This is a genomic window from Pseudomonas sp. KU43P (assembly GCF_033095865.1).
Classification (GTDB): Bacteria; Pseudomonadota; Gammaproteobacteria; order Pseudomonadales; family Pseudomonadaceae; genus Aquipseudomonas.
Genome location: NZ_AP019365.1, coordinates 4,462,664 through 4,487,446 on the forward strand (window position 1 = coordinate 4,462,664; position 24,783 = coordinate 4,487,446).

Annotated in this window: 19 protein-coding genes and 4 tRNA genes; 9 read left to right on the top strand and 14 right to left on the bottom strand. The window is 64.0% G+C overall.

Going from position 1 to position 24,783, the window contains the following annotated elements; translation table 11 throughout:
• Nucleotides 1-8: 8 nt before the first annotated feature.
• Nucleotides 9-2,090, top strand: coding sequence for a carboxy terminal-processing peptidase (locus tag KU43P_RS20415; protein ID WP_317659242.1), 2,082 nt, complete (start codon nucleotides 9-11; stop codon nucleotides 2,088-2,090).
• A 353-nt stretch (nucleotides 2,091-2,443) separates the two neighbouring features.
• On the opposite strand, the gene KU43P_RS20420 is transcribed toward KU43P_RS20415, so the two are convergent.
• The 6 genes from KU43P_RS20420 to KU43P_RS20445 all read right to left on the bottom strand — a co-directional run bounded on the left by KU43P_RS20420 (nucleotide 2,444) and on the right by KU43P_RS20445 (nucleotide 6,832).
• Nucleotides 2,444-2,812 carry a hypothetical protein gene (locus tag KU43P_RS20420; protein ID WP_176517922.1) on the bottom strand — a complete coding sequence of 123 codons (369 nt, stop codon included), beginning with the start codon at nucleotides 2,810-2,812 and terminating at the stop codon, nucleotides 2,444-2,446.
• On the bottom strand, nucleotides 2,809-3,153 hold the full coding sequence (locus KU43P_RS20425; RefSeq protein ID WP_317659243.1) for a multiprotein-bridging factor 1 family protein: 345 nt from the start codon (nucleotides 3,151-3,153) through the stop codon (nucleotides 2,809-2,811). The genes KU43P_RS20420 and KU43P_RS20425 overlap by 4 nt, the downstream gene beginning before the upstream one ends.
• A gap of 100 nt (nucleotides 3,154-3,253) precedes the next feature.
• The gene (locus KU43P_RS20430) at nucleotides 3,254-3,694 is read right to left on the bottom strand and encodes a YkvA family protein (RefSeq protein ID WP_317659244.1); all 441 of its coding nucleotides are present in this window, start codon (nucleotides 3,692-3,694) and stop codon (nucleotides 3,254-3,256) included.
• Between the two features lie 281 nt (nucleotides 3,695-3,975).
• Nucleotides 3,976-4,728 carry an FKBP-type peptidyl-prolyl cis-trans isomerase gene (locus KU43P_RS20435; RefSeq protein WP_317659245.1) on the bottom strand — a complete coding sequence of 251 codons (753 nt, stop codon included), beginning with the start codon at nucleotides 4,726-4,728 and terminating at the stop codon, nucleotides 3,976-3,978.
• Between the two features lie 231 nt (nucleotides 4,729-4,959).
• The gene (pcaQ, locus tag KU43P_RS20440; RefSeq protein WP_317659246.1) at nucleotides 4,960-5,892 is read right to left on the bottom strand and encodes a pca operon transcription factor PcaQ; all 933 of its coding nucleotides are present in this window, start codon (nucleotides 5,890-5,892) and stop codon (nucleotides 4,960-4,962) included.
• Between the two features lie 10 nt (nucleotides 5,893-5,902).
• Nucleotides 5,903-6,832 (bottom strand): helix-turn-helix transcriptional regulator, encoded by a 930-nt coding sequence (locus KU43P_RS20445; RefSeq protein ID WP_317659247.1) that lies wholly within the window; start codon nucleotides 6,830-6,832, stop codon nucleotides 5,903-5,905.
• Between the two features lie 284 nt (nucleotides 6,833-7,116).
• Between KU43P_RS20445 and KU43P_RS20450 the strand changes: the two genes are divergently transcribed.
• The 4 genes from KU43P_RS20450 to KU43P_RS20465 all read left to right on the top strand — a co-directional run bounded on the left by KU43P_RS20450 (nucleotide 7,117) and on the right by KU43P_RS20465 (nucleotide 11,013).
• A complete protein-coding gene (locus KU43P_RS20450; RefSeq protein WP_317659248.1) occupies nucleotides 7,117-8,460 on the top strand; it encodes an MFS transporter in 1,344 nt (447 codons plus the stop codon).
• 90 nt (nucleotides 8,461-8,550) lie between these two features.
• Nucleotides 8,551-9,261 (top strand): fumarylacetoacetate hydrolase family protein, encoded by a 711-nt coding sequence (locus KU43P_RS20455; protein ID WP_317659249.1) that lies wholly within the window; start codon nucleotides 8,551-8,553, stop codon nucleotides 9,259-9,261.
• Nucleotides 9,262-9,280: 19 nt separating this feature from the next.
• Nucleotides 9,281-10,039, top strand: coding sequence for an SDR family oxidoreductase (locus KU43P_RS20460; RefSeq protein ID WP_317659250.1), 759 nt, complete (start codon nucleotides 9,281-9,283; stop codon nucleotides 10,037-10,039).
• Between the two features lie 23 nt (nucleotides 10,040-10,062).
• Nucleotides 10,063-11,013 carry a 2-hydroxyacid dehydrogenase gene (locus KU43P_RS20465; protein ID WP_317659251.1) on the top strand — a complete coding sequence of 317 codons (951 nt, stop codon included), beginning with the start codon at nucleotides 10,063-10,065 and terminating at the stop codon, nucleotides 11,011-11,013.
• A gap of 103 nt (nucleotides 11,014-11,116) precedes the next feature.
• On the opposite strand, the gene nirD is transcribed toward KU43P_RS20465, so the two are convergent.
• The 3 genes from nirD to KU43P_RS20480 all read right to left on the bottom strand — a co-directional run bounded on the left by nirD (nucleotide 11,117) and on the right by KU43P_RS20480 (nucleotide 18,066).
• Complete coding sequence (gene nirD / locus KU43P_RS20470) at nucleotides 11,117-11,479, bottom strand: nitrite reductase small subunit NirD (RefSeq protein WP_317659252.1); 363 nt, start codon at nucleotides 11,477-11,479, stop codon at nucleotides 11,117-11,119.
• Entirely contained in the window at nucleotides 11,479-14,028 is a 2,550-nt protein-coding gene (nirB, locus tag KU43P_RS20475; RefSeq protein ID WP_317659253.1) for a nitrite reductase large subunit NirB, read from the bottom strand. The genes nirD and nirB overlap by 1 nt, the downstream gene beginning before the upstream one ends.
• A 300-nt stretch (nucleotides 14,029-14,328) precedes the next feature.
• A complete protein-coding gene (locus tag KU43P_RS20480; protein ID WP_317659254.1) occupies nucleotides 14,329-18,066 on the bottom strand; it encodes a bifunctional nitrate reductase/sulfite reductase flavoprotein subunit alpha in 3,738 nt (1,245 codons plus the stop codon).
• 266 nt (nucleotides 18,067-18,332) lie between these two features.
• Here KU43P_RS20480 and map point away from each other — a divergent pair, with 266 nt between their 5' ends.
• Entirely contained in the window at nucleotides 18,333-19,181 is an 849-nt protein-coding gene (gene map, locus KU43P_RS20485) for a type I methionyl aminopeptidase (RefSeq protein WP_317659255.1), read from the top strand.
• Nucleotides 19,182-19,318: 137 nt separating this feature from the next.
• Here map and KU43P_RS20490 read toward each other — a convergent pair.
• The 4 genes from KU43P_RS20490 to KU43P_RS20505 all read right to left on the bottom strand — a co-directional run bounded on the left by KU43P_RS20490 (nucleotide 19,319) and on the right by KU43P_RS20505 (nucleotide 19,818).
• A tRNA-Asp gene (locus tag KU43P_RS20490) sits at nucleotides 19,319-19,395 on the bottom strand.
• A gap of 13 nt (nucleotides 19,396-19,408) precedes the next feature.
• Nucleotides 19,409-19,484: transfer RNA gene (locus KU43P_RS20495), tRNA-Val, on the bottom strand.
• A 168-nt stretch (nucleotides 19,485-19,652) separates the two neighbouring features.
• Nucleotides 19,653-19,729: transfer RNA gene (locus tag KU43P_RS20500), tRNA-Asp, on the bottom strand.
• Nucleotides 19,730-19,742: 13 nt separating this feature from the next.
• Nucleotides 19,743-19,818, bottom strand: a tRNA-Val gene (locus KU43P_RS20505).
• A gap of 216 nt (nucleotides 19,819-20,034) precedes the next feature.
• On the opposite strand from KU43P_RS20505, the gene rdgC reads away from it, so the two are divergent.
• The 3 genes from rdgC to sugE all read left to right on the top strand — a co-directional run bounded on the left by rdgC (nucleotide 20,035) and on the right by sugE (nucleotide 22,835).
• Nucleotides 20,035-20,955 carry a recombination-associated protein RdgC gene (gene rdgC, locus KU43P_RS20510; protein ID WP_317659256.1) on the top strand — a complete coding sequence of 307 codons (921 nt, stop codon included), beginning with the start codon at nucleotides 20,035-20,037 and terminating at the stop codon, nucleotides 20,953-20,955.
• A 151-nt stretch (nucleotides 20,956-21,106) separates the two neighbouring features.
• A complete protein-coding gene (locus tag KU43P_RS20515) occupies nucleotides 21,107-22,072 on the top strand; it encodes a bile acid:sodium symporter family protein (protein WP_317659257.1) in 966 nt (321 codons plus the stop codon).
• Between the two features lie 445 nt (nucleotides 22,073-22,517).
• Nucleotides 22,518-22,835: a quaternary ammonium compound efflux SMR transporter SugE gene (sugE, locus tag KU43P_RS20520; protein ID WP_153784979.1), complete on the top strand. Its 318-nt coding sequence runs from the start codon at nucleotides 22,518-22,520 to the stop codon at nucleotides 22,833-22,835.
• Between the two features lie 10 nt (nucleotides 22,836-22,845).
• Here the strand turns inward: sugE and KU43P_RS20525 are convergent, their stop codons facing one another.
• On the bottom strand, nucleotides 22,846-24,723 hold the full coding sequence (locus tag KU43P_RS20525) for an MFS transporter (protein WP_317659258.1): 1,878 nt from the start codon (nucleotides 24,721-24,723) through the stop codon (nucleotides 22,846-22,848).
• Between the last annotated feature and the right edge of the window lie 60 nt (nucleotides 24,724-24,783).

The window sequence follows — 24,783 nt, forward strand, 5'->3', positions numbered from 1 at the left end:
GAATCAGCATGAAGCATTTCCTACCAAGCACTGCCCTGGCCATGATGATCGGCCTGGGCAGCCTCACGCTCGGCGGCAATGCGGCGGCCGCCAACAAGTGGGACAGCCTGCAGCCCGACCGTGACGAAATCGTCGCCAGCCTCAATGTGGTGGAGCTGCTCAAGCGCCACCATTACAGCAAGCCACCGCTCGATGACGCCCGCTCGGCGATCATCTACGACAGCTACATCAAGCTGCTCGACCCTGCGCGCAGCTACTTCACCGCGACCGACATCGCCGAGTTCGACAAGTGGAAGACGCAGTTCGACGACTTCCTCAAGAGCGGCAACCTCGACCCCGGTTTCACCATCTACAAGCGCTACCTGGACCGCGTGAAGCAGCGCCTGGACTTTGCCCTGGCCGAGCTGAACAAAGGCGTCGACAAGATCGACTTCACCACCAAGGAAACCTTGCTGATCGACCGCAAGGACGCGCCGTGGCTGACCAGCCAAGCCGAACTCGACGACCTGTGGCGCAAGCGCGTGAAAGACGAAGTGCTGCGTCAGAAGATCGCTGGCAAAGAGCCCAAGCAGATCCAGGAGACCCTGACCAAGCGCTACAAGAACCAGCTTGCGCGCCTGGACCAGACCCGTGCCGAGGACATCTTCCAGGCTTACATCAATACCTTCGCGCAGTCCTACGACCCGCATACCAACTACCTGTCGCCGGATAACGCCGAGAACTTCGACATCAACATGAGCCTGTCGCTCGAAGGCATCGGCGCAGTGCTGCAGAGCGACAACGACCAGGTGAAGATCGTGCGCCTGGTGCCGGCTGGCCCTGCGGCCAAGACCAAGCAGGTGGCCCCGGCCGACAAGATCATCGGTGTTGCCCAGGGCAACAAGGAAATGGTCGACGTGGTGGGCTGGCGCCTGGATGAAGTGGTCAAGCTGATCCGCGGCCCGAAAGGCTCGGTGGTGCGCCTGGAGATCATCCCGGCAAGCAATGCGCCAAGCGACCAGACCAGCAAGATCGTTTCCATCACCCGCGAAGCGGTCAAGCTCGAAGAGCAGGCGGCGAAGAAGTCGGTACTCAAGCTCAAACAGGATGGCCGCGACTACAAGCTGGGCATCATCGAGATCCCGGCCTTCTACCTGGACTTCAAGGCCTACCGTGCCGGCGACCCCGAGTACAAGAGCACCACGCGTGACGTGAAGAAGCTGCTCACCGAGCTGCAGAAGGAAAAAGTCGACGGCGTGGTCATCGACCTGCGCAACAACGGCGGCGGCTCCCTGCAGGAAGCCACCGAGCTGACCAGCCTGTTCATCGAGAAAGGCCCGACCGTGCTGGTACGCAACAGCGACGGCCGTGTCGACGTGCTCGAAGACGAGAACCCCGGCGCCTTCTACAAAGGCCCGCTGGCATTGTTGGTCAACCGCCTCTCGGCCTCGGCTTCGGAGATCTTCGCCGGTGCCATGCAGGACTACCACCGCGCCCTGATCATCGGCGGCCAGACCTTCGGCAAAGGCACCGTGCAGACCATCCAGCCGCTCAACCATGGCGAGCTGAAGCTGACCCTGGCGAAGTTCTACCGGGTTTCCGGGCAGAGCACCCAGCATCAGGGCGTGCTGCCGGATATCGACTACCCGTCGATCATCGACACCAAGGAAATCGGCGAAAGCGCCCTGCCCGAAGCCATGCCGTGGGACACCATCCGCCCGGTGGTCAAGCCGGCGGCCGACCCGTTCAAGCCGTTCCTGGCCCAGCTCAAGGCGCAGCATGAGGCACGCAGCGACAAGGATGCGGAATTTACCTACATCCGTGACCGCCTGGCGCTGACCCAGAAGCTGATGAACGAGAAGACCGTCAGCCTTAACGAGCAGGAGCGCCGTGCCCGCCACGACGACATCGAGGCCAAGCAGCTGGCGCTGGAAAACACCCGCCGCAAGGCCAAGGGCGAGGAGCCGCTCAAGGAGCTGAAGAAAGAAGACGAAGACGCCCTGCCGGTCGAGGATGAGAACACCAAGCCGGAGGACGATGCGTACCTGTCGGAGACCGGTCGCATTTTGATCGACTACCTCAGCGCCAGCACCAAGGTGGCCAAGAAGTAAGGGTTGGTCATGAAACAAAGGCCAGGTATGCAGATGCCTGGCCTTTTTTTTTTGCGGGACGAGGGTGCTCGCCTTGGGTCTTGTAGCGCCGCGGACATCGAGCGCCGCCCGCGCGGCGCATCGCGGATAAATCCGCTCCTACATTTGTTGCAACGTGCCTATGCCTGATAGGCCATGGTTGTCAGCCTTGTTTGTACGACGTGGTTTTTCGGCGGGCGCTAAAAACGGCCAACTATGGCCTTACAGACTATGGCACGTTGCAACAAATGTAGGAGCGGATTCATCCGCGATGCGCCGCGCGGGCGGCGCTCGATCTCATGAGCGATAGAAAACCAAAGCCGGGCTCCAGGCCCTCAGGCAATTTCTGGATAACAGTATTCGAACACCCTGACCACCTCAGAGGCATGCCAGGACGCCGCCTCCATGCCATCCACCGGCCCGGAGAAGCGCCCCAGGCGCTCCACGCACTCGAAGAAGCCAGTGCGCGGCAGGCGGCTGGCGCCCTGGCTGATGACCAGCGAACTGCGCAGCGGCTGCTCGGCGCGAGCATCGAGCACGGCCAGGTACTCCAGCGCGGCGGTCAGCGTCTGCATGGCAGGGCTGGGCAACTGCAGGCGCTCGATGAGCGCTCGGTAGGTCAGCAAGTGGCGTTGTCGGCGGGCCAGGTCGAGCTCGTCCAGCAGGCTTTGCCAGTGCTGGCGGCTGATCCTGACCTGGCTCATGACGGCTCGCTCCAGCCGGCGACGCCCAGGTGCCAGGCCAGGGCCCGGCGAATCGCCGCATCCGGCTGGCGCTCGCCGGATTCGATCATGGCCAGGTAGGCCGGGCTGACGCCCACATTGCGCGCCAACTGTTCAGCGGCAATGCCTTTGGCCTGGCGTATCTGCGCCACCTCGCCGAACGCAGGCAAGCTGACACTCGGCGCAGGCTGCTCTTGCTCTGATGTTGCGCTAACCGCTTCGGCAGGTGCCTGACCAGCTGCCTTGAGCAGCGCCTGATACTGTTCCCAGGGAACGACGGCGTACTCGGGCTGACCGTCCCGGCTAATGACCTGAATACCCATTACAACCCCCTTACATAGGATTACGGCATGTAATCCGTAGGCATAACCCTTATGCCAATTATATTACCAAGTGCGGGAGTCTGTGGGGATCGGCGCGCTTTCAGTGGGTTTTGCGCTCCAGGCGCAACGCTTCGGGGGTGTCGGGAAGGCGCTCGACCACGCGCAGACGCTCCGGCGCCTGGCTGTCGCGCCATGCCTTGAAACGCGCCAGCTCATCGGCCACGGTCTTCAGCACCCAGCCGAGCACCGCGATGTCATCGAGAAACCCTACCCCGAGAATCCAGTCGGGGATGGCGTCGATGGGGCTGACGAAATAAAGCAGGCCCGCAACGATGGTCACCAGCGCCTTGGGGCTGATCGCTCGGTACTCGCCGCGCCACCACGCCAGGCACAACGCCTGCAACAACTTGACGTCGTCACGTAGCTGACCCAGGCGCGGCCCCTTGCGGGCCACGGCGAACAACAGGGCCGGCAAACGACCACGGCTGAGCAATCGCTCGGCCAGGGGCAGGAAGCGGGCGAAATTCCAGGGTGCGCTCATGAGGCCTCCAGCGGGGAAGAGGTTATCCACATTTATTGTGGATAACCTTGTGAACAGGGCGAAGTTTCTGACGTCAGGTGCCCATAAGGCAAGGGCCCCGGTCAGATCGGGCGTTTTTTACACAGCGGTTTCAGGCGCGCAAACGATTTGCGTCTTACGCCTGATGCTGCCTCACACTGTCCTTGCTCGGACAATAACTCTGCCCCGGGGTTCGTTCGATGCTACCTGCACAAACAAGAACGCCCCGTCGAGACGGGGCGTTCCTGTAATAGCTGCCGTGCTTACTTGGCAGGCTCTTCAGCCGGGGCTTCGCCTTCAGGCGCGTCGCCTTGCAGCTGGCTCGGGTCCTTGATGGCGATCAGTTCCAGATCGAACACCAGCACCGAGTTGGCCGGAATCTGCGGGCTCGGGCTCTGAGCACCGTAGGCCAGATCAGCCGGGATGAACAGCTTGTACTTCTCGCCCACGTGCATCAGTTGCAGGCCTTCGACCCAACCAGGGATCACGCCGCTGACCGGCAGATCGATCGGGCTGCCGCGCTCGACGGAGCTGTCGAACACCTTGCCATCGATCAGCTTGCCTTCGTAGTGGACAGTGACCACGTCGGTCGGCTTGGGCTGCGGGCCGTCTGCCTTCTTGACCACTTCGTATTGCAGGCCCGAGGCAGTGGTGACCACGCCTGGCTTCTTGGCGTTTTCTTCGAGGAATTTCTTGCCAGCAGTGGCCGCTTCTTCGCTGGCCTTGACCTGACGCTCTTCGGCGCGCTTCTGCAGCGCGGTGAAGGCTTCTACCAGCTCTTCATCCTTGATGCGCTGGTCTTTCTTGCCAACGGCGTCTTCGATGCCGAGGGCTACGGCTTTGGAATCAAGGTCTTCCATGCCTTCCTGGGCCATGCTCTTGCCGATGTTCAGGCCGATACCGTAGGAGGCTTTCTGTGCCGGAGTTTTCAGCTCGGGGCTGCTGGCTTGTTGGTCGCAGCCAGCCAGTACCAGGCCTACCAGGGCAACCGCAGCCGCCAAACGATGCTGTTTCATGCTATTTCCTTGTTCATGCGCCATGTGGGCAATCAGGGTAAAGCCGCGAGCTTATCAGGCGGCCATTACCCATGGCTACCGGCATAAGAGCGGGTTCTGGTGAGGAAGTTCAGTACTTAAAAGGTTATTCATCCATACACCGCAGCCAATGGCCAGTATTGACCCTTGATCGCGGTTTTGCTCGAAATTTATGGCGATTTATGTCTGCCAGTTCTGAGCCCCGGCAAGTGCTCAGGGATAGCGCCCGTCGCGATACAGTTCAGCCACTTCGCGCAGCACGTCGCACACCCACTGCCCTGGCACGCTCTGCGGCAACGCGGCATTGCGGCAGATACCCACCGAACCGCCAGGTTCGCGAACGCCCAGGTCGAGTTCGGCCAGTTCACTGCGGCGCAGGTCGAGCAATACCGCATCACGCGGTGCCACCCACACGCCATCGCTGCCTAACAGGTAACGCCGGCTCAACGCCAGCGACAAGGTCTCAAGGCGCTGCGCCGGCATCTGGATACCGCACTGCACGAACAGGCTGTCGGCGTGCTGGCGAATGGTGGTGCCCGAGGGTGGCAGCACCAGGGGATAGCGGCTGACCTGCGCCCGCTCCATCGGCACCTTTGCCAGCAAGGGATGCCCGGGGCGTACCACCAGGGCCATCGATTCGCTGTACAGGTGCTCGAACGACAAGCCCTGAATCTGCGGACTGTCGGTCATGCGCCCGACTACCAGCTCCAGCTCCCCCAGGTGCAACTGCCCCAGCAGCTGTGCGCTGACGCCGGTCACCACGCTGATCACCAGCGTTTCATGGCGTTGATGCAACCGGCACAGCACTTCGGGCATCAGCAGCCCTTCGACCGTCGACAGCACGCCAATGCGCACCTGCGACGGTACGCGCGCTTCGCCCCGCAGGCTGCTCACGCCATCGCGCAAGGCCTGCACACTGGGCCCGGCATAACGCATGAAGCGGCTACCGGCGGGGGTCAGCACTACTCCCTGGCGGCCGCGCTCGAACAGGCGCGCCTCGAGCAGGTCTTCGAGTTCCTTAAGGGTCTTGGAAATCGCCGGCTGGCTGATCGCCAGGATGTCGGCGGCCCTGGCCAGGCTGCCCTGCCGGGCAATCTCCAGGAAGCACAGCAGGTGGCGGTACTTGATGCGGGTGTCGAGGTTCATGCCGGCAAGCTTAACGCATCGCCACCTGCGGCGTATCCGGGTCGCGCTGCTGGCGGCGGAACTGCCCTGGCGGCAGTCCGTGGATCTGGCGAAAACGCCGGGAGAAGTAAGCTTCATCCGCAAAACCACACAGCCGCGCCACCTCCCCCACCGGCCGACTGCCGTTGAGCAGGTAGTTGCGCGCAGCATGCATACGCCGCTCCAGCACCAGCTCGCTGAAGGTCTTGCCGATTTCTTTGCGCAGCCAGTGGGTCAGGTAGGTGGGCGACAGGTAGGTAGCCGCCGCTACCTTGTGCAGGCTGAGGTCGGGGTCATCGATATGCCGGCGCAGGTAGTCGCTCATTCGCCCCAGCGCGGCACGGCGGCTGAGCTGGGCGGCATTGCTGTCGGCCAATTCGCGCAGCGGCTCGGCATACAAGCCGCAGACCTGGCCGATCAGCTGCAACAACAGGCCCTTGAGCATCTCGCGGCTGCCGAAGCGGCGGTTGGCATCGAGTGCACGCATTTGCCCAAGGATGCGCTGCACCTCGGCGAACTCGGTGTCATCCAGGCAGAAATCGAGGTGCTCCTGAAAGCGGAACGGAGACAGCTCGGGCGCCTGCAGGATCGATACCTCTTCCAGGTCCATCGGGTCGCAGGTCAGGTGCGGCAAAAGAAACGTCTGGGAGAAGTTGATCACCACGAAATCGCTGTCGGCCGGGTGCGGGATCACATGCACCCGGTGCGGCAGGATGAAGGCCAGGGTGTTGCGCCGAAAGGGGCGCTGCACGCTGCCGATGTGCTGCACGGTGTCGCCGCCGAGATTGACCTGGATCTGGAAGTACTCGTGGCGATGCGGCGCTGTTTCCGCGGGGCGCCCGCGCTGGTCGCGAATGTAGAAATCCATCAGCTCGCTGCGCTGCTGCATGAGGTAGGTGGGGACCTCGCGCTTAGGGGGCATGGGCAATCTCCGGTGTGCGGCCATAAGTTGTACGACATCATCGATTAAACCCCGTGTGCAAAAACCGACGCAACAGCAAATCGCTACACCCCTCTAAAAATGGGATTACAGGCACAAATCGAGATAAAACCCCGGGCTTTGATTTTTTTGGACAGCATGGCCGCGCCACGGCTTGTGTGAAAAAAACAGTCTAAAACCCCCGTTGCATTCAAGATGTTGTACGACCACTTTAGAAAAGGGACTGCAGCCCAACCTCTACCAACAACAACAAACGAGGTCGACTCATGTCGAGCACGCCTACCTCCCGCACCGCGGCGCCGTCGTTCGCGCTGGACGCGGCCACATCGCAACGCCTGCCCTCTCGTCGCCGCTGGTTCATGCTCTCGCTGCTACTGGTGGCGACCATCATCAACTACGTCGACCGGGTCAACATCTCCATCGCCGCGCCCTTCATGGCCAAGGACCTTGGCCTGGACAAGGTCGAGATGGGCCTGATCTTCTCCGCCTTCGCCTGGACCTATGCCTTGGCCCTGGTGCCCGCGGGTTTCATCGCCGACCGTTTCGGCTCGCGCCTGACCTATGGCGTGTCGCTGATCAGTTGGTCGGCAGTCACCGTGGCCCAGGGCCTGGCCAGCGGCTTTGCCTCGCTGTTCGGCTTGCGCCTGGCGGTCGGGGCCATGGAAGCGCCGGCCTTCCCCGCCAACAGCCGCGCGGTGACGGTGTGGTTCCCGGCCCGCGAGCGCGGCATGGCCAGCAGCATCTATGTCTGTGGCCAGTACCTGGGCACGGCACTGTTCACCGGAGCCTTGCTGTGGCTGGCCACCACCTATGACTGGCGCCATGTGTTCTACAGCACCGGCCTGGTCGGCATCCTGTTCGGCGCGGTGTGGCTGTGGCTGTACCGCGATCCGCTGAACTGCAAGAAGGTCAGCCCTGAAGAACTGGCCTATATCGAGCAAGGCGGCGGGCTGGTTAAAAGCAGCCAGGAGCGCACTCGTTTCGACTGGCGCCAGGTCGCCGAGTTGTTCCGCTACCGCCAGGTGTGGGCGATCTGCCTAGGCAAGTTCGCCAGTACCTCCGCGTTGTATTTCTTCCTCACCTGGTTCCCCACCTACCTGATCGAAGAGCGCCAACTGACCTTGATCAAGGTCGGCATCTTCGCCGTGATGCCGTTCATTGGCGCCACGGTCGGCATCCTGCTGGCGGGTATCGTCTCGGACCTGATGATCCGCCGGGGCTATTCGCTTTCGTTTGCACGCAAGCTGCCGCTGGTGGTGGGCTCGATGCTGGGCATGTCGATCGTGCTGGTGAACTTCACCGACTCCAACGTGCTGTGCATCGCGGTGCTGACCCTGGCGTTCTTCGCCCAGGGCATCGCCTCGTCATCGTGGGCGGCAGTGTCGGAGGTGGCCCCCAAGGAATTGATCGGCCTGACCGGCGGGATCACCAGCCTGGCGGCGAACATCGGCGGCATCGTCACGCCGATCGTGATTGGCGCCATCGTGCACGCCAGCGGCTCGTTCGCCATGGCTTTCTGGTTCATCGGCGCAGTGGCATTGATGGGCACCCTGTCGTACTCGCTGCTGCTCGGAAAGCTGTACCGGATCGAACTGAAGACCGCCGCATGACCCGGATAAGTCCAAGCCGACCCCGCTTTAGTCCAACTTTGCCCGCCAGCCGCTAGCTAGTCTGGCCACTCCCGTACGGAGGATCCACCCATGACCTACTTGTTCAACCCGCAGGCTACCGTCAGCCTGCCGATCCAGGGCAGCACCGCACGCTTTCCGGTCGGCCGGGTATTCTGCCTGGGCCGCAATTACCCCTGGCCCGAGGCCGCCGGCCCGGCGCCACGCGAGCCCGTGTTCTTCATGAAGCCCGCCAGCAACGTGGTCGAGGCGCAGGGCGAGCTGCCCTTCCCGCCGCAGACCGACGAGTTCTGCCACGAAATCGAGCTGGTGGCAGCAATTGCCAAAGGCGGTGTCGATATCGCTCCGGAACAGGCACTGGAGCATGTGTACGGGTTTGCCGTCGGCCTCGACATGACGCGCCGAGACCGTCAGCGCCAGGCCAAGAGCGAGGGCTTGCCCTGGGAAGGCGCCAAGGTCTTCGAAGCCTCGGCGCCGATGACCGCCATCACGCCCACCAGCCAGTTGCCCTGGCCGCTGGACGCATCGCTGTGGCTACAGGTCAACGGCCAGGAGCGCCAGCGCGCCCACCTGAGCACACAGACCTGGCCCCTGGCTGAAGTGATCAGCCGCCTGTCCCGCCAACTGCCGCTGCTGCCCGGCGATCTGATCATGACCGGCAGCCCACCCGGCGTAGCGCCATTGAGCCCGGGAGACCTCATCCACGCCGGCATCGATGGCATCGGCGAACTGCACCTGCGGGTCGGCCCGCGCCCCGCCGGGCAAACCGCGAATGCCGCCTGAACTTCACTGGAGCCTTGCCATGAACCCACACAAGAAAATCGCCCTGGTCACTGGCGCGGGCAGCGGGATAGGCCGCGCCGTTGCACTCGCCCTGTTGGAAGAGGGTTTCAGCCTGGTACTCGCCGGGCGCCGCGCCGAGCCGCTGCAGACACTGGTTGAACAGGTGCATGCAGCCGGCGGGGAAGCCCTGGCCGTGCCCACCGATGTGCGCAATGAACAGAGCGTCGCGCACCTGTTCGCTACCGTAGAGGAAGTCCATGGCCGCCTCGACGTGATCTTCAACAACGCCGGCATCAACGCCCCGGCCGTGCCGATCGACGAGCTGCCGCTGGAGAACTGGCGCAACGTCATCGCCACCAATGTCGACGGCGTATTCCTCTGCGCCCGCGCAGCCTTCGGGCTGATGCGCCGCCAGCAGCCGCAGGGAGGGCGAATCATCAACAACGGCTCGATCTCGGCCCACAGCCCACGCCCTTTCACCGCACCGTACACCGCCAGCAAGCACGCCGTGCTTGGCCTGACCAAGGCTCTGGCGCTGGATGGGCGCCCCTACGGCATCGTGTGCAGCCAGGTGGATATCGGCAATGCCCTGACCGAGCTTTCCGAACGCATGACCCGTGGCGTGCGCCAGGCCAATGGCGAGATCGCCGCCGAACCGATGCTCGACGTGCGTCATGTGGCCGAAGCGGTGCGCTATATCGCCGCCCTGCCGCTGCAGGCCAACGTGCTGAACATGACCGTGATGGCCAGCAACATGCCCTTTGTCGGCCGTGGCTGACCCCTGCTTTGATGGAGTGACCGATGAAACCTGAAGTTCTGCAACTGAGCCCGATCCTCATCCCGCACATTCGCGAGCGACTCGAAGCACTGTTCACCGTGCACCGTTACTACGAACAGGCCGACAAGGACGCCTGCCTCAACACGCATGGCGGCAACATCCGTGGCGTTATCACCGGCGGCCACACCGGCATCAGCCGGGCACTGATGGCGCGCCTGCCGAAACTGGAAGTGGTGGCCGTCAACGGCGTCGGCACCGATGCGGTGGACCTGGCCTATGCCCGCGATCGCGGCATCCAGGTTACCGCCACCCTCGGCGCCCTCACCGAGGACGTCGCCGACCTCGCCATCGGCCTGTTGATCGGCGTTTGCCGTGGGCTGTGCACGGGCGACCGTTTCGTCCGCGCCGGCCACTGGGCCACCAGCGCCACGCCATTGGCCCCGCTACCACTGGCGCGCCAGGTATCGGGCATGCGCGTGGGTATTGTCGGCATGGGCCGGGTCGGACGCGCAGTGGCACAGCGTGCGGCGGCATTCGGTTGCCCGATTCGCTACACCGACCTGCAGGCACTGGATGTGCCTTACGGGTTCGAGGCAGATCTTGCGCAACTGGCCCGCGATAGCGATGCGTTGATCCTGGCCGCTGCGGCAGACAAGGGGGAGGCGCTGGTCAATCGAGAGATCCTGCGGGCACTGGGGCCAGAGGGTTACCTGATCAACATTGCACGCGGCAAGCTGGTGGATGAACCGGCATTGATCGCCGCACTGCAAGCAGGCGAAATCGCAGGCGCTGCGCTGGATGTGTTTGCCGATGAACCGCGGGCGCCGCAAGCGCTATTCGAGCGTGAAGATGTGGTGCTGCAACCGCACCGTGCCAGTGCCACGGTACAGACCCGCACACGCATGGGGGAAATGGTGGTAGCCAGCCTGGTGGATGTCTTTGCCGGGCGCGAACCGCAAGGCCTGGTGATCTAGGTAGTCTGCGCGGGCCCTGTCGCCGGCAAGCCGGCTCCCACAGTGAAGCGGTCAAGATCTCTGTGGGAGCCGGCTTGCCGGCGATCAAGCCACCGCAGTCGCATCACCCCAGCGCCACTTCCACTGCCTCCCCATTCATCCGCACCGGCCACACCCGCAACCTTTGCCCGGCATCCTCCAGGCACACTCCGCTCTGCAAGCTGAAATGCTGCTTGTACAGCGGCGCCGCCACCACCAGTTCACCCTGCAGGCTGCCCACCAATCCGCGACCGATGATGTTGGCCCCTGAGCATGGGTCGCGGTTGTCCACCGCGTACAGGCGCTGCTCCAGACCCGGCAGGTAGAACACCGCCACCTGGGTACCGGCCAGCCACACCACCACGCCAGAGTCGGCTACCAGGTCATCGGCCAGGCACACCGCTTGCCAGTTTTCCTGAGTTTTCACTGCAGCATTGGACAGGTTCATCACACAGCCTCCTCGGTGGTTGGAATCAAGTGCAGGGGCGCAGCAGGCCGGCGCTGTTCGCGTTCGCGCACGAAGTGCACGTCCGGGTCGGCGCGCCGGTCGTTGACGAAGGTACGGAAGCGCTTGAGCTTCTCGGGGTCGTTGAGGGCGTTGGCCCACTCGCATTCGTACTGGTCGACCACATGCTGCATCTGCGACTCCAGCTCGGCGCCCAGGCCCAGGCTGTCCTCGAGGATCACCTGCTTGAGGTACTCCAGGCCACCGTCCAGGCTTTCGCGCCACACCGAAGTGCGCTGCAGTTTGTCGGCAGTGCGGATGTAGAACATCAGCACGCGGTCGATCAGGCGCACCAGGGTCTCGTCATCCAGGTCGGTGGCGAACAGCTCGGCGTGGCGCGGGCGCATGCCGCCGTTACCGCAGATGTACAGGTTCCAGCCCTTGTCGGTGGCGATCACGCCGATGTCCTTGCTCTGCGCCTCGGCGCATTCGCGGGTGCAGCCGGACACCGCGAACTTGAGCTTGTGCGGGCTGCGCAGGCCTTTGTAGCGGTCCTCCAGGCGCAGGGCCATGCCGACACTGTCCTGCACGCCGTAGCGGCACCAGGTGCTGCCCACACAGGATTTCACCGTGCGCGTCGACTTGCCATAGGCGTGGCCGGTCTCGAAGCCGGCTTCGATCAGCTCGCCCCAGATCAGCGGCAATTCGTGCAACTGGGCGCCGAACAGATCGATGCGCTGGCCGCCGGTGATCTTGGTGTAGAGATCGTACTTCTTCGCCACCTGGCCGATCACGATCAGCTTGTCCGGGGTGATTTCACCACCGGGGATGCGCGGCACCACCGAGTAAGTGCCGTTCTTCTGCATGTTGGCCATGAAGGTGTCGTTGGTGTCCTGCAGCGGCACCAGCGCCGGGTCCATGATCGGCTGGTTCCAGCACGAGGCGAGGATCGAGCCCACGGCCGGCTTGCAGATGTCGCAACCCACGTGCCCTTTGCCGTGGCGTTCGAGCAGGTCGTTGAAGGTGCGAATGCCCTCGACCCTTACCAGCCCGTAGAGCTCCTGGCGGGTGTAGGCGAAGTGCTCGCACAGGCTTTTGTCCACGGTCACGCCGCGGGCCGTCAGTTCATGCTCGAAGACCTGCTTGAGCAACGCTGCGCAACCACCGCAGCCGGTAGCCGCCTTGGTGCAGCCCTTGACCGCGGCGAGGTCGCCGCACCCCCCGTCGATGGCGGCGCACACTGCCCCTTTGCTGACGTTGTGGCACGAGCAGATGGTCGCGCTGTCGGGCAGCGCGTCGGCGCCCAGGGCCGGCGCACCGCCACTTTGCGGGAGAATCAAGGCGGCCGGGTCGGCCGGCAGGGCGATGCCGTTCTGGGCGTATTGCAGCAAGGTGTCGTAGTAGCTGTTGTCGCCGACCAGCACCGCGCCAAGCACACGCTTGCCGCTGGCATCCACCACCAAGCGGCGGTAGGCGCTGTTGGCCTCGTCGATGAAGCGATAGCTGCGTGCGCCCGGCGTGGCGCCGTGGGCGTCGCCGATGGAGCCGACGTCCACGCCCAGCAGCTTGAGCTTGGTCGACATGTCGGCGCCGTTGAATTCCCCGCAGGCCTCGCCCAGCAGCAGCGCCGCCAGGTTGCGCGCCATGCTGTAGCCAGGGGCGACCAAGCCGAACACGCTGCCGTTCCACGAGGCGCATTCGCCGATGGCGAAGATGCGCGGGTCGCTGGTGCGGCATTGGTCGTCGATCACCACGCCACCGCGCGCCGCGATTTCCAGGCCGCTGGCGCGCCCCAGTGCGTCCTGCGGGCGAATGCCGGCAGAGAACACGATCAGGTCGGTTTCCAGGTGTTCACCACCGTCGAAGTTCATGCGGTAGCGGTGCTGTTCGCCGGCGCTGATCGACTGCGTGGCCCGCGACAGGTGCACGCCTACGCCAAGGGCTTCGATCTGCGCCTTGAGCGCCGCCCCGCCCTCGCCATCGAGCTGCACCGGCATCAGCCGTGGGGCGAACTCCACCACATGGGCTTCCAGGCCCAGCGACTTGAGCGCGTTGGCCGCCTCCAGGCCCAGCAGGCCACCACCCACCACCACGCCACGGCGGGCAGCGCTGGCAGCGGCACGGATGGCGTCAAGGTCGTCGAGGGTGCGGTAGACCAGGCGGGCATTGCCGCTGGAGCCTTCGAACGGTGGTACGAACGGGTATGAGCCGGTGGCCAGGATCAGCTGGTCGTAGCCGTAGCGGCCTTCGGCGGTGATCACCTGGCAACGCTCGCGGTCGATTTCCAGCACCGCTTCACCCAGGTGCAGGTGTACGCCGCTGTCGCCGTAGAAGTCCGGCCCGCACAGGGCCAGGGTTTCGGCACAGCTGCCGCCGAAGTATTCGGACAGGTGCACACGGTCGTAGGCGCGCTGGCGCTCTTCGCCGAACACGCGCACTTCGAAGCGCGCCAGCGCGCTGCGTTCGACCAGTTGCTCGACGCAATGGTGGCCGACCATGCCGTTGCCGACGATGATCAGTCGCTCTCGTTGCCTGCTCGCTGTTGCCTTCATATGCCGATCCTCGATCAAAAAAAAAGCGCCTGGAGCCGAAGCTCCAGGCGCCTTTGCCTGTATTCATCACGGTGTGCCCGGGTTGATCGCCATTGACCAGGGGGCTAGTTGTAGGGGAGATGTAGCAGGGACTGTGCCAAATGGGTTGTCGGGGCTGGCCCTATCGCCGGCAAGCCGGCTCCCACAGGGGCGGCAGCGTTATCGGGGCCGGTGGTGTACCTGTGGGAGCCGCCTTGCCAGCGATGGGGCCAGCCCACCCAACGCACATTCAAGGTGCAACGCTCCCCATCCTGGGGCAGCTCAGTACACATCCCGCCGATAACGCTTGGCCTTGCCCAGCGCGTCCATGTAGGCATCGACATCCACGCCCCCATGCTCGGCAATGATCCCGCGCAGCGCCGCATCCACATCCTTGGCCATGCGCTCGGCATCACCACAGACATAGAAGCAGGCCCCCGCCTCCAGCCATTGCCACACCTGCGCCCCCTGCTCGCGCAGGCGCTGTTGCACATAGATCTTCTCGGCCTGGTCACGTGAAAATGCCGTGTCCAGGCGCAAGTGCCCGGTTGCCTGCCAGGCCTGCAACTGTTCTTGATAATAGAAATCGGTGGCTGCGTGCTGCTCGCCGAAGAACAACCAGTTGCCCCCCGTGCCTCCGCGCGCCTCGCGCTCTTCGAGGAAGGCCCGGAACGGCGCGATACCGGTACCGGGGCCGACCATGATCACCGGCACGCTGTCGTCCTCTGGCAAGCGAAAGTGCTTCGACACCTGCGGGAAGATCGCCACCTCCAGCGCCCGGTCGGCCAAGAATGTCGAACACACCCCTTTGCGCTCGCCGTAGCGCACCGTGGAAACGGTCAGGTGCACCTGCTGCGGGTGAGCCAATGGGCTGGAGCTGATCGAGTACAGACGCGGCTGCAACGGCTTGAGCAAGGCGAGCCAATCGGCCAATGGCCGTTGCTGGGGGAATGCGCGCAGGACATCGACCAGTTGCCGACCCCATAGCCACTGCTGCAGCTCTGCCTTGCATTCCGGTTGCAGCAGGCGTTGCAGGTCGGCGGACTGCGCGCCGAAGGCCTGCAGTTGCTGCGGTGTCACCTTGGCGATCTCCAGGTGCGCTTGCAGGGCGATCGCCAGGGGCATGGGCGGCTCGCCCTTGAGCTCGACCAGGGTCTGGCCGTCAAGCTGCATCAGGGTCAGCAGCTCCTCAACCAACGCCGGGCAGTTGCGCGGCCACACGCCAAGGGCGTCGCCGGCGGCATAGGTGAAATCGCTGCCGGACAAGTCGAACACCAGTTGCCGGGTTTCCTTGCTGGCGCCCGGCCCGTTGAGCAGACGGTTTTCCAGCAAGCGGGCCGTAAAGGGTTGCTGCCTGCTGTAGCCGGCGGTGGGCTCACTGACAGGCTGCGACGTAGCCTCCGCGCCCAGTGCGGGCAGCAAGGCGTCGAGCCAGCTGGCGAATGCGGCGTCGTAATCCGGCTCGCAGTCGACCCGTGGCAGCAGGCGCTGCCCGCCCAGTTCGGCCAGGCGCTGGTCGAGCTTGCGGCCGAAGCCGCAGAACTGGTCGTAGCTGGAGTCACCCAGGGCCAGCACGGCATAAGGCAAAGCCGTGCAAACGTCATCCTGCTCACTTTGCAGTGCCTGCCAGAACTTCGCGGCGCTGTCCGGTGCATCGCCGTCGCCAAAGGTACTGGCGATCAGCAACACGCTAGCGGCACCTTGCAGCTGTCGCGGACTGACCGCTTCCAGGCAACCGAGCTGGACCTCCAGGCCTGCGCCATGCAAACGTTCGGCACAGCGTTCGGCCAAGGCCTCGCCATTGCCGGTCTGCGAGGCCCACAGCACCTGGTGAGCAGCCGCCATGGCTGGCGTGGCAGGTGCCGTGGCGGCGCTCAGGTCGAGGGCGTCGATGCGCTCACCGGCAACGCGTTCCAGGGCCACGGCGCAGTGTTTGAACGCCGGCTGCAGCGATAACGGGTCGACCGCATCGCAGGTCACGGCATTGATTGCCAACTGCTCGCCGATCACATCGTTCCAGTGGAACGGCGCGAAGCAGTTGCCGGGCATGACTCGATCGCTGACCCGCGCGGGCAGCACTGCCTGGCCCCGGCGCGAACGGATGGCCACCTGGTCCTTGTCGTGGATGCCCAGGCGTTGGGCATCCTCGGGATGCAGTTCGACGAAAGGGCCGGGCTCCAGCCTGTTCAGCGCCGGCACCTTGCCAGTCTTGGTCAGGGTGTGCCATTGGTGCTGCACGCGGCCGGTGTTGAGCACCAGCGGGAAGTCGGCATCGGGCAGTTCGGGCGCAGGCAGCCAGGGCCGAGCGAAGAAGCGCGCCTTGCCACTGGGCGTGGGAAACGCCAGCCTTGAAGGCTGGTTTTCGCTGCGGTAGCGAACCGGACTGCGGGCGTCGAGCCGGCCGGGGCCGCTAGGCCACTGACGAGGCTGGTGGCGCAGCTGGGTGTAGCTGATACCGCGCAGGTCGTAGCCAGTCTGCGGGTTGTCGAAGCGACGGATTTCGTCGAACACCGCCTCGGCATCGGGGTAATCGAAGGCATCGGCATAACCCATGGCGCACGCCACCCTGGCGATGATCTGCCAGTCCGCCAGGCTCTGCCCGGGGGCCTGAACGGCCTGCGGCATCAGCGTCAGGTTGCGCTCGCTGTTGATCATCACACCCTCGCCTTCGGCCCACAGCGCCGCGGGCAGGAGGATATCGGCGAAGCGGTTGGTTTCAGTGTCGAGGAAGGCGTCCTGGGTAATCACCAGCTCGGCCTGGCGCAGGCCGTCGATCACCTGCCGGCGGTTGGCGACACTGGCCACCGGGTTGCTGCAGATGATCCAGCAGGCTTTCACTTCGCCGGTTTTCATCTGCTCGAACAACGCCACCGTGCCTTCGCCACCCTCGCCGCGCAGGCTGTCGGGCGCCAGGCCCCACTGCGCCTCGACGAAGCGACGGTCGGCCTCGACCAGGGCCGAGCGCTGGCCCGGCAAGCCTGGGCCCATGTAGCCCATTTCGCGACCGCCCATGGCATTGGGCTGGCCGGTCAACGAGAACGGGCCGCTGCCTGGGCGGCAAATGGCGCCGGTGGCCAGGTGCAGGTTGCAGATCGCATTGCTGAGCCAGGTGCCATGAACGCTCTGGTTCAGCCCCATGGTCCAGCAGCTCATCCATTCGCCTGCGGTGCCGATCCACTCGGCGGCCTGGCGGATGTCGGCTTCGCTCAGCCCGGTGATGGCGGCCACGCGCTCTGGGGCGTAGTCGTCGAGAAAGGCTGGCAGCTCACCCCACCCTTCAGTGTGCCGGGCGATGAAGTCGGGGGCAGTCTGGCCATTACGGTGCAACAGGTGCAGCAGACCGTTGAGCAGCGCCAGGTCGCTGCCAGGGCGCACCTGCAGGAAAAGGTCGGCCTTGTCGGCGGTGGCGGTGCGTCGCGGGTCGACGACGATCAGCTTCGCGCCGGCCTTTACCCGGTCGAGCAGACGCAGGAACAGGATCGGGTGACAGTCGGCCATGTTGGCGCCGATCACCAGAAACACGTCGGCGCGCTCGAAATCCTGGTAGCTGCCGGGTGGCCCATCGGCACCGAGCGACAGCTTGTAGCCGGCGCCGGCGCTGGCCATGCACAGGCGGGAGTTGCTTTCGATGTGGCGCGTGCGGATGAACCCTTTGGCCAGCTTGTTGGCCAGGTATTGCGCTTCCAGCGACATTTGCCCGGACACGTAGAGGGCCACGGCGTCAGGGCCGTGCTGGTCGATGATGCCGCGCAGGCGCTCGGCGGTCTGGGCGATGGCCTGGTCGAGGCTGCTGCGCACGGGTTCTTGGCCACGCTGCTGGCGGACGAACGCGGTTTCCATGCGGCCGGCTGCGGTCAACGGCACGTGGGCGGTGAGGCCTTTGGTGCACAGGCGGCCGAAGTTGCTCGGGTGCTGTTTGTCGCCGCTGATCTTGCTGACCTTGCCGTCGGCCACGTGCATGACGATGCCGCAACCGACGCCGCAATAGGGACAGACGCTGCGTACTTCGCTGGTGGCCATGGGGTGTCCTCTTCAGGCATGCAAAAAGGCGCCGGCTGCACCCGGCTTGCTGATGGCAAGCGGGGCAACACGGCGCCTTTGTCGTGAGATGTGCGGGCGATCGACGTTGACGGCCCAGATGGGAGTCATTCAGCAAATAATGGGCCATCTGCACGGGCCCTATCGCCGGCAAGCCGGCTCCCACAGCAATATCACGGTGTTTGAGGTTTGCGTTGTACCTGTGGGAGCCGGCTTGCCGGCGACAGGGCCACAAGCCTCTGCGCACCATGCGGTGGCAGGCCCGGTGCCCATGGCGCTATGCTGGAGCAATTTCCAGCAAGAGCCATTACCCCCACCCCATGTCCCAGGTGATCCTCAAGACCCCCGCCCAACTCGACCTCATGCGCAATGCCGGCCGGCTACTGGCCCAGGTATTCGCCGACCTCGACAGCTTCATCCGCCCCGGCGTGACCACGATGCAGATCAACGACCGCGCCGAGGCGTTCATCGTTGATACGCTCAAGGCCCGCCCGGCCAGCAAGGGCCAGTATGGCTTCCCGTATTCGCTCAACACCTCGGTAGACCATGTGGTGTGTCACGGCATGCCCAAGGTGGACGAAGTGCTGCAGGAAGGTTCGATCATCAACGTCGACATTACCCTGGAACAGGGCGGCTACATTGCCGACTCGTCGAAGATGTACAGCATTGGGCAGATCAGCGACGAGGCTCGGCGCCTGGTCGACACCACCTATGAAGCCTTGTGGAAAGGCATCGCCCAAGTACGCCCAGGCGCGACGCTGGGCGACATCGGCCACGCCATCCAGACCCATGCCGAAACGGCAGGCTACAGCGTGGTACGCGAATATTGCGGGCACGGCATCGGCCAGCAGATGCATGAAGGCCCCGAGGTGCTGCATTTCGGCCAGCGTGGGATGGGCATGAAGTTGAAACCAGGAATGGTCTTCACCATCGAGCCGATGATCAACCAGGGTGGCCGTGGGACGCGGGAGCTGCGCGATGGCTGGACGGTGATTACCCGCGACCACAGCCTGTCGGCGCAGTGGGAGCATACGGTGGCGGTGACCGAGGATGGGGTCGAAGTGCTGACCTTGCGCGAAGAAGAGCGTAACCGCTGAGATGGGCGGGGCTGCTTTGCAGCCCAATCGCCGGCAAGCCGACTCCTACAGGTACGCAGTGCAGAAACAAAAAAAGCGACCTTAGGGTCGCTTTCTTTGTTGCTTCCGGGTGTTCAGTGGGCCCTGGAAGCGGAATATGGCGCAGCGGACGGGACTCGAACCCGCGACCCCCGGCGTGACAGGCCGGTATTCTAACCGACTGAACTACCGCTGCGCTAATCAACGAGTGGTGGGTGATGACGGGATCGAACCGCCGACCCTCTGCTTGTAAGGCAGATGCTCTCCCGGCTGAGCTAATCACCCTTCGTCTCGGTGAGGCGCGCATTCTACGGAGGATTCAACATTCCCGCAAGCAGTCTGCGTAACTTTTTTCACGCTCGACGGACTTCAAAATGCAGAAACAAAAAAAGCGACCCTAAGGTCGCTTTCTCTGTTACTTCCGGGTGTTCAGTGGGCCCTGGAAGTGGAATATGGCGCAGCGGACGGGACTCGAACCCGCGACCCCCGGCGTGACAGGCCGGTATTCTAACCGACTGAACTACCGCTGCGCTATACATCGAGTGGTGGGTGATGACGGGATCGAACCGCCGACCCTCTGCTTGTAAGGCAGATGCTCTCCCGGCTGAGCTAATCACCCTTCGTCTCGGTGTGGCGCGCATTCTACGGAGGGCCCATTACCCTGGCAAGCACTTTTTTCAAATTTTTAAAAAAAAATCTTAGGCCTTTCAATAACCTAGCTTCGCCGTCGATTTCATTCCCTCTATTAAAGCTACTGGCCCTATGACAGGGCTGGCCTGGAGCGGCTGCTCGGAGAATAATGCCCGCCTTATGCCTTAAGGAGAGATTGCCCCCCATGTGGTTCAAGAACCTGCTGACCTACCGCCTGACCCAGGATGTCCCCTTCGAGGCTGAAGCACTGGAAGCCGCCCTGGCCAGCAAGCCGGCCCGCCCATGCGCCAGCCAGGAGCTGACCACCTACGGCTTCATCGCACCGTTCGGCAAGGGCGAAGACGCGCCCCTGGTGCACGTTAGCGGCGAGTTCCTGCTGATTGCAGCACGCAAGGAAGAACGCATCCTGCCCAGCAGCGTGGTCAACGACGCGGTGAAGGAAAAGGTCGAAGAGATCGAGACCGAGCAGATGCGCAAGGTCTACAAGAAGGAACGCGACCAGATCAAGGACGAGATCATCCAGGCCTTCCTGCCGCGTGCGTTCATCCGCCGCTCGATGATCTTCGCCGCCATCGCCCCGCGCCTGGGCATGATCCTGGTCAACTCGGCCAGCGCCAAGCGCGCCGAAGACCTGCTGTCGACCCTGCGCGAAGTCATGGGCTCGCTGCCGGTGCGCCCGGCCACCGTGAAGATCGCCCCGACCGCGACCATGACCGATTGGGTCAAGTCGCAACAGGCTGCCGAAGGCTTCTATGTACTGGACGAGTGCGAACTGCGTGACACCGCCGAAGACGGCGGCATCGTGCGTTGCAAGCGCCAGGACCTGACCGGCGAGGAAATCCAGCTGCACCTGAGCACCGGCAAGGTGGTCACCCAGCTGGCCTTGGCCTGGCAGGACAAGCTGTCGTTCGTGCTCGACGACAAGATGGTGATCAAGCGCCTGAAGTTCGAAGAGCTGCTGCAGGAGCAGGCCGAGCAGGATGGCGGCGATGAGGCCGCACAGCAGTTCGATGCCAGCTTCCTGCTGATGATGATGACCTTCAGCGAGTTCCTGCCGGTGCTGTTCGAGGCGCTGGGCGGCGAGGAGATTCCGCAAGGGGTCTGAAGCAATAGCTGATACAGGCCCTGTCGCCGGCAAGCCGGTTCCCACAGGGATAGCACTGCCCTTGAGGCTTGCACTTTACCTGTGGGAGCCGGCTTGCCGGCGACAGGGCCGCTGAAAGCCCCAGAGAAACAACTATAAAAGGACATTCTCCATGCGCGCCCTTGCCGCCCTCAGCCGCTTCGTCGGCAACACCTTCGCCCTCTGGGTGCTGGTGTTCGCCTGCCTGGCCTTCCTGCAACCGCAATGGTTCATCGCCCTCAAGGTGGCGATCGTGCCGCTGCTGGGCCTGGTGATGTTCGGCATGGGCCTGACCCTCAAGCTCGACGACTTCGCCGCCCTCGCCCGCCAACCCTGGCGCGTGGCGCTGGGGGTGGTGGCGCACTTCGTGATCATGCCAGGCGTGGCCTGGCTGCTCTGCCAGCTGTTCCACCTGCCGGCGGAAATCGCCGTGGGCGTGATCCTGGTCGGCTGCTGCCCGAGCGGTACGGCGTCGAACGTGATGGTCTGGTTGTCCAAGGGCGACCTGGCGCTGGCGGTGGCGATCGCTGCAGTGACCACCCTGCTGGCGCCACTGCTGACGCCGGCGCTGATCTGGTTCCTGGCTTCGGCCTGGTTGCCAGTGTCCTTCATGGACATGTTCTGGTCGATCCTGCAGTTGGTGATGCTGCCGATCGTGCTCGGCGTCGTGGCCCAGCGCCTGCTCGGCGCGCGGGTGCAGACGGCGGTGCAGGTGCTGCCGCTGGTGTCGGTGGTGAGCATCGTCATGATCGTCTGCGCGGTGGTGGCGGCCAGTCAGGCGAAGATCGCCGAATCGGGGTTGCTGATCATGGCCGTCGTGGTGCTGCACAACAGTTTCGGTTTCCTGCTGGGCTACCTCACCGGTAAGTTCTGCAAGCTGCCCCTGGCCCAGCGCAAGTCGCTGGCGCTGGAGGTGGGGATGCAGAATTCGGGGCTCGGGGCTGCCTTGGCTGCGGCGCATTTCTCGCCGCTGGCGGCGGTGCCCAGTGCGCTGTTCAGCGTTTGGCACAACATTTCCGGGGCACTGCTTTCGACCTGCTTCCGGCGGATGGAAGCGCCTTCGTCCGAGGCTGAGATCGGCGAAGTAGCTCGTCATTGAGTTGGCTGTTCGGGCCCTATCGCCGGCAAGCCGGCTCCCACAGGTAGCGTACAGGAGTCAGTGGCTGCGATGAGCCTGTGGGAGCCGGCTCCCGCAGGTAGCGCACAGGAGTCAATGGCTGCGATGAGCCTGTGGGAGCCGGCTCCCGCAGGTAGCGCACAGGAGTCAATGGCTGCGATGAGCCTGTGGGAGCCGGCTCCCGCAGGTAGCGCACAGGAGTCAATGGCTGCGATGAGCCTGTGGGAGCCGGCTCCCGCAGGTAGCGCACAGGAGTCAATGGCTGCGATGAGCCTGTGGGAGCCGGCTTGCCGGCGATGGGGCCGCTGAAACTTGCCGCAAAACCGGTAAATGTGCACTATAACGCCCACTGTGAGGACGACCTCACGACGCACCGCGTGACCATTTCCGGGGACGGCCCCATCATTCAAACGATGGAGACTCACACATGTCCTGGATCATCCTGTTCTTCGCCGGCCTGTTCGAGGTCGGTTGGGCGGTCGGCCTCAAGTACACCGACGGCTTCACCCGCCCGCTCCCGACTGTCCTCACCGTTGGCGCCATGGTCATCAGCTTGGGCCTGCTGGGGCTGGCCATGAAAGAGCTGCCGCTGGGCACCGCCTACGCCATCTGGACCGGTGTCGGTGCCGTCGGCACAGTAATCGCCGGCATCATCCTGTTCGGCGAATCCATGGCCCTGATACGCCTGGCCAGCGTGGCGCTGATCGTCACCGGCCTGGTCGGCCTGAAGGTCAGCGCCAGCTGACGGCCCTCGCTTAACGCAGGTCGCCGCGCAGGCGGCTGACCTGCTCACGCAACACCTCCGGTTGCGCCGCCTCAACCGCAATGGCGGTGCCTGCGACGATGGTCACCCGCGACCACAGCCGCTTGAAAAAGCCCTTGCCTGGGTCACGGCTGAAGAAGCTGCCCCACAGCCCCTGCAACGCCAGCGGAATCACCGGCACCGGGGTTTCTTCGAGAATGCGGCTCACGCCTCCCTTGAACACATCGATCTCACCGTCACCGGTCAGCTTGCCTTCCGGGAAGATACACACCACCTCCCCCGCCGCCAGGTACTCGGCGATGCGGGCGAAGGCACGCTCGTAGGTGGCCTGGTCTTCGTTGCGCCCGGCAATCGGGATGGCGCCAGCCGTACGGAACACGAAGTTGAGCACCGGCAGGTTGTAGATCTTGTAGTACATGACGAAACGGATCGGCCGACGAATCGCCCCACCCAGCAACAGCGCATCGACGAACGACACGTGGTTGCACACCAGCAACGCCGCGCCTTCGTCGGGGATGCGCTCCAGGTCGCGATGCTCCACGCGGTACATCGAATGGCTGAGCAGCCAGATCAGGAAGCGCATGGTGAATTCAGGCACGATCCTGAAGATGTAGGCGTTGACCAGCACATTGAGCAGCGACACCACCAGGAACAACTGCGGAATGCTCAACTCGGCCACACCCAGCAGGACGATGGTGATGATGGCGGAAACCACCATGAACAAGGCATTGAGGATGTTGTTGGCGGCGATTACGCGGGCACGCTCGTTTTCGGCCGTGCGTGCCTGGATCAGGGCGTACAGCGGCACGATATAGAAGCCGCCGAACACGCCCAGGCCAACGATCGACAGCAGAATCCACCAGGCGTGGCTCATGCCCAGCAGCGTCAGCCAGTCATGCGGGGTTGCAGCCGCCGGCACGTCGCCCGAGTGCCACCACCACAGCAGGCCGAACAGGGTCAGGCCGAACGAGCCGAACGGCACCAGGCCGATCTCCACCTTGCGCCCGCTCAAGCGTTCGCACAGCAGCGAACCCAGCGCGATACCCACCGAGAACAGGGTCAGCACCAGCGTCACCACGGTGCTGTCACCGTGCAACCAGTCCTTGGCGTAGGCCGGTATCTGGGTGAGGTAGATGGCACCGACGAACCAGAACCACGAGTTGCCGACGATCGAACGCGACACCGCAGGCGTCTGCCCCAGGCCCATGCGCAGGATGGTCCAGGACTGGGTGAAGATGTTCCAGTCCAGGCGCATCTCCGGCGACGCCGCCGCCGCACGCGGGATCCAGCGGCTGGCCAGGTAACCCAGCACCGCAGTACCGACCACGCCGCCGGCCACCACCGTGGCGTAGCTGCTGCTTGCCATCATCACCCCGGCACCAATGGTGCCGGCCAGGATGGCGAGGAAGGTGCCCATCTCCACCAGGCCGTTGCCGCCGACCAGCTCGTCTTCACGCAAGGCCTGGGGCAGGATCGAATACTTTACCGGGCCGAACAGCGCCGAATGGGTACCCATGCCGAACAGCGCCACCAGCATCAGCGCCAGGTGACCGGTGACGAAACCCAGCGCACCGACGGCCATGATGGCGATTTCGGCCAGCTTGATCACACGGATCAGCGCGTCCTTGGCGTATTTCTCGCCAAACTGCCCGCCCAGTGCCGAGAACAGGAAGAACGGCAGGATGAACAACAAGGCGCAGAGGTTGACCCAGATCGAACGGTCACCGTCGCCCAGGCTCAGCTTGAACAGGATCGCCAGGATCAGCGACTGCTTGAACAGGTTGTCGTTGAAGGCACCCAGCAACTGGGTGATGAAGAACGGCAGGAACCGCCGCTTGCCGAGCAAGGTGAATTGCGAGGGGTGACTCATCGTCCTTGTTCCTGAGTGACTTTTGTAATTGGAGGCGCGCAGGCCGCAACAAGCCACAAA